The sequence below is a fragment of the Caldimonas sp. genome, from assembly GCF_046289365.1.
In the GTDB taxonomy this organism is placed as follows: domain Bacteria; phylum Pseudomonadota; class Gammaproteobacteria; order Burkholderiales; family Burkholderiaceae_C; genus Caldimonas.
The window spans coordinates 1-3,435 of sequence record NZ_JBKBVU010000263.1; the positions used below are offsets into that span (position 1 = coordinate 1).

A 3,435-nucleotide genomic window follows, 5' to 3' on the forward strand; every position below is an offset into this window, starting at 1 on the left:
GCACCGTGCTCACGCAGCCCAGCACCGCGCCCTGGCGCAACCAGTCGTGGGTGAAGTCCTGGTCGTCCACCACCAGCTCCAGCGAGACGCCCTCGTGCACCAGCGCATCCAGCGCCGGCGGCACCCAGGTGGCCAGGCTGTCGGCGTTCACGGCAATCGGCAGCCGGTCGCCCCCGCCGCCGGCCGCATCGAGCTCGCGGGCCACGTCGGCGCGCAGCGCCTGCCACTGGCGCGCAAAGCGCAGCAGCACCTTGCCCGGCTCGGTCAGACGCAGGGGCCGCACACGCACCCCCACGTCCTGACCAGCCCGGGCCTCCAGAGCCCGCAGGCGCTGCGAGACGGCCGACTGCGTGATGGCCAGCCGCGTGGCGGCCCGCTCGAAGCTGCCCTCGTCCACGAGGGCGGCCAGGCATTCCAGGGCGGCAGGGTCCAGGTCGTTCATAAGTGACGCTAATGTAATCGGAACAATATTCATCTCGCTTCACTGGAAGCGGCGCCCTGCCCACAATGCCCGGATGCTGGCCCTGGACCCGACCCGTGACGCCTTCGTCCTGAGCTCGCCCGCCCTCGTGGCGGCGGGGCTGCAGGGCCTGGTCGCGATGGCCGGGCTGATCGTGGCCATCGGGGCGCAAAACGCCCTGGTGCTGCGTCAGGGCCTGGCCCGCCGGCATGTGGGCGCGGTGGTGGCCGTGTGCATCCTGTCCGACTGGGCACTCACTGCGGTGGGCGTGATGGGCCTGGGCCGCTGGCTGGCCACCTCGCCGCTGTGGATGGAGGCGATGCGCTACGGCGGGGCGGCTTTCCTGATCGCCTATGGGGCGATGGCGGCCCGGCGCGCCTGGGCGGGCGCCTCGGCCGGCCTGGTGGCCCGAGGCGGCGACCGGGGCCTGGCGCCCACGTTGGCGGCGACGCTGGCGATGACCTATCTCAACCCCCATGTCTACCTGGACACCGTGGTGCTGATGGGAGCGCTGGGCGCGCAGCATCCGCCGGCGGCGCGCTGGGCCTTCCTGGCCGGTGCGGGCGCGGCTTCGGCCGCCTGGTTCGGCCTGCTGGGCTACGGGGCGCGTCTGGCCTCGGGCTGGCTGCGCCGCCCCGAGGTGTGGCGTGGCCTGGACGCGGTGATCGCCGCGGTGATGTTCTGGATCGCGGCGCAATTGCTGCTGCAACCCCTGGGGGCCTCCGGGGTCTGAACCTCGGGATGCCCCCGTTCCTTCGAGGAGTCGATCATGCGAGTCATCGTTCTGGGCGCCGGCATCGTGGGCATCAGCACGGCCTGGTACCTGCTCGAAGAGGGCCACGAGGTCACCGTGGTCGACCGCCAGCCCGATGCCGCGCTGGAGACCAGCTTTGCCAACGGCGCGCAGATCTCGGTGAGCTTCTGCGAACCCTGGGCCAGCGCCGGCGCACCGCTGAAGGTCTTGAAGTGGCTGGCCCGCGACGACTCGCCGCTGCTGTTCCGTCCCCGGCTCGACCCGCAGCAGTGGCTGTGGGGGCTGCGTTTCCTCACCCAATGCAACGACGCGGCCTTCGAGCGCAATGTGCGCCAGCTCGTGGCCCTGGGCCGCTACAGCCATGAGTCGCTCAAGGCCCTGGTGGCGCGCACCGGCATCGACTACCAGCGCCTGGAGCGCGGCATCTTGCACTTCTTCTCGACGCCGAAGGATTTCGAGGACGGCGCGGCCGGGGCCGAGCTGATGCGCAAGTACGGCGTGGACCGCCGCGTGCTCAGCCGCGAGGAGGTGCTGAAGGTGGAGCCCGCGCTGGCCGCCTACGGGCCCCACATCGCCGGCGGCACCTACACCCCCAGCGACGAGTCGGGCGACGCGCGCGTCTTCACCCAGCAACTGGCGCGCCTGTGCGCGCAGCGGGGGGCGCGCTTGCTCTACGAGCACGACGTCCTGGGCTTCGAGGCCGGTGGCGGTGAGGTGCGCGGCGTGCGTGTGGGCGACATGCGCAGCGGCCGCCAGCACACCCTCGTGGCCGACGCCTACGTGGCGGCGATGGGCTCGTACACCGCCCCGTTGCTGCGCCCGTTGGGCGTGTCGCTGGCCATCTACCCGGCCAAGGGCTATTCGGCCACGCTGCGGCTGAAGCATCCCGACAAGGCCAGTGTCGTAAGCCTGCTCGACGACAGCCGCAAGATTGCGATCTCGCGCCTGGGCGAGTTCGTGCGCATCGCCGGCACGGCCGAGCTGGCCGGCTACGACACCCGCCTGGACACGTCCACCGCGCGGGTGCGCTGCCAGGCCTTGCTCAAGCGCTACGAAGAGCTCTTTCCCGGGGTGGCCGATTTGAGCGAGCCGAACTTCTGGACTGGGCTGCGCCCCAGCACGCCTTCGAACATCCCCTACATCGGCCGCACCCGCGTGGGCCGGCTGTGGGTGAACGCCGGCCACGGCACGCTGGGCTGGACGCACGGCGCCGGCTCGGGCCGCGCGCTGGCCGAGCTGATGAGCGGCAAGCGGCCGGCGCTGGACTTCTGCTTCTGCGGGCCCCAGGCCGCCCTGGCGGGGGCATCCGGCCTGCGCCGTGTGGCCGCCTGATCAGCCGCCCCGGGCCGAGCGCCGGCGCTGATGCGCCTGTCCGGCCGCGACGATGCGCTCGCGCATCCAGACATGGGCCGGATGCCGGTCGTGCCGCTGGTGCCACAGCACCTCCACGTGCACGCCCTGCAGGGCCAGCGGGATGGGCTGGATCGCCAGCTCGTCCTCGAAGCCGGTGGCGCTGAGGAACTCGTAAGGCAGCACCGTCAGCAGGTCCGAGCCCGTGACCACCCGCCCGGCGGTGAAGAACTGGTTGACCGTGAGCACCACGCGCCGGGTGCGGCCCAGCGCGGCCAGGGCTTCGTCGACGAAGCCATGCGCGCGCCCCGAAAAGCTCACCAGCAGATGGTGAGCCTCGCAGAAGCGCTCCAGCGTGAGCTCGCCCTGCGCCAGCGGATGGCCTTTGCGCATCACGCACACATAGTGCCCGTCGTACAGCCGCTGGTGGTGGATGGTGGCCTGGCCGCCCTCGGCTTCCAAGGCTGCGACAGCCTGGGGGAAGTAGCCGATCGCGAAATCGGCTTCGCCGCGCTCCAGCCAGGGGCGCGGGTCGCGTGTGGTCAGCGGCAGCACGCGCACCTGGGTCAGGGCCTGGATCGATTCGATGGCCTGCACCAACGCCGGCAGCAAGGTGGCGGCCGTGGCGTCGGCCATGGCCAGACGGAAGGTGGCTTCCTGGGTGCGCGGATCGAAACCGCGCGGCTCGGTGGCCTCGCGCAGACGGTCGAGCGCGGCGCGCACCTCGGGCCACAGGGCCTCGGCCTTCGGCGCACAAGTGTTTTACGAACGCCTTTTTGCAAATGAAGTAGCAGCCAATCGTTTTGACCTGTTTTTTGGATTTCAACAACGCAAACTGCTGCAGCGGGGTGCCGACCGCTATGGCTACTCG

4 protein-coding genes are annotated in these 3,435 nt (G+C 71.1%); 2 read left to right on the top strand and 2 right to left on the bottom strand.

All coding sequences use genetic code 11. The features are described 5' to 3' along the window. A partial coding sequence (locus ACK42S_RS16630; protein ID WP_409710141.1) for a LysR family transcriptional regulator occupies nucleotides 1-442 on the bottom strand: 442 nt, incomplete at its 3' end. 73 nt (nucleotides 443-515) lie between these two features. On the opposite strand from ACK42S_RS16630, the gene ACK42S_RS16635 reads away from it, so the two are divergent. Together ACK42S_RS16635 and ACK42S_RS16640 are read left to right on the top strand one after the other, a co-directional pair. Then, complete coding sequence (locus tag ACK42S_RS16635) at nucleotides 516-1,193, top strand: LysE/ArgO family amino acid transporter (RefSeq protein ID WP_409710144.1); 678 nt, start codon at nucleotides 516-518, stop codon at nucleotides 1,191-1,193. A 36-nt stretch (nucleotides 1,194-1,229) separates the two neighbouring features. Then, nucleotides 1,230-2,546: a D-amino acid dehydrogenase gene (locus tag ACK42S_RS16640; protein WP_409710147.1), complete on the top strand. Its 1,317-nt coding sequence runs from the start codon at nucleotides 1,230-1,232 to the stop codon at nucleotides 2,544-2,546. Here ACK42S_RS16640 and ACK42S_RS16645 read toward each other — a convergent pair whose 3' ends face one another. Continuing rightward, on the bottom strand, nucleotides 2,547-3,287 hold the full coding sequence (locus tag ACK42S_RS16645; protein WP_409710150.1) for a LysR substrate-binding domain-containing protein: 741 nt from the start codon (nucleotides 3,285-3,287) through the stop codon (nucleotides 2,547-2,549). Between the last annotated feature and the right edge of the window lie 148 nt (nucleotides 3,288-3,435).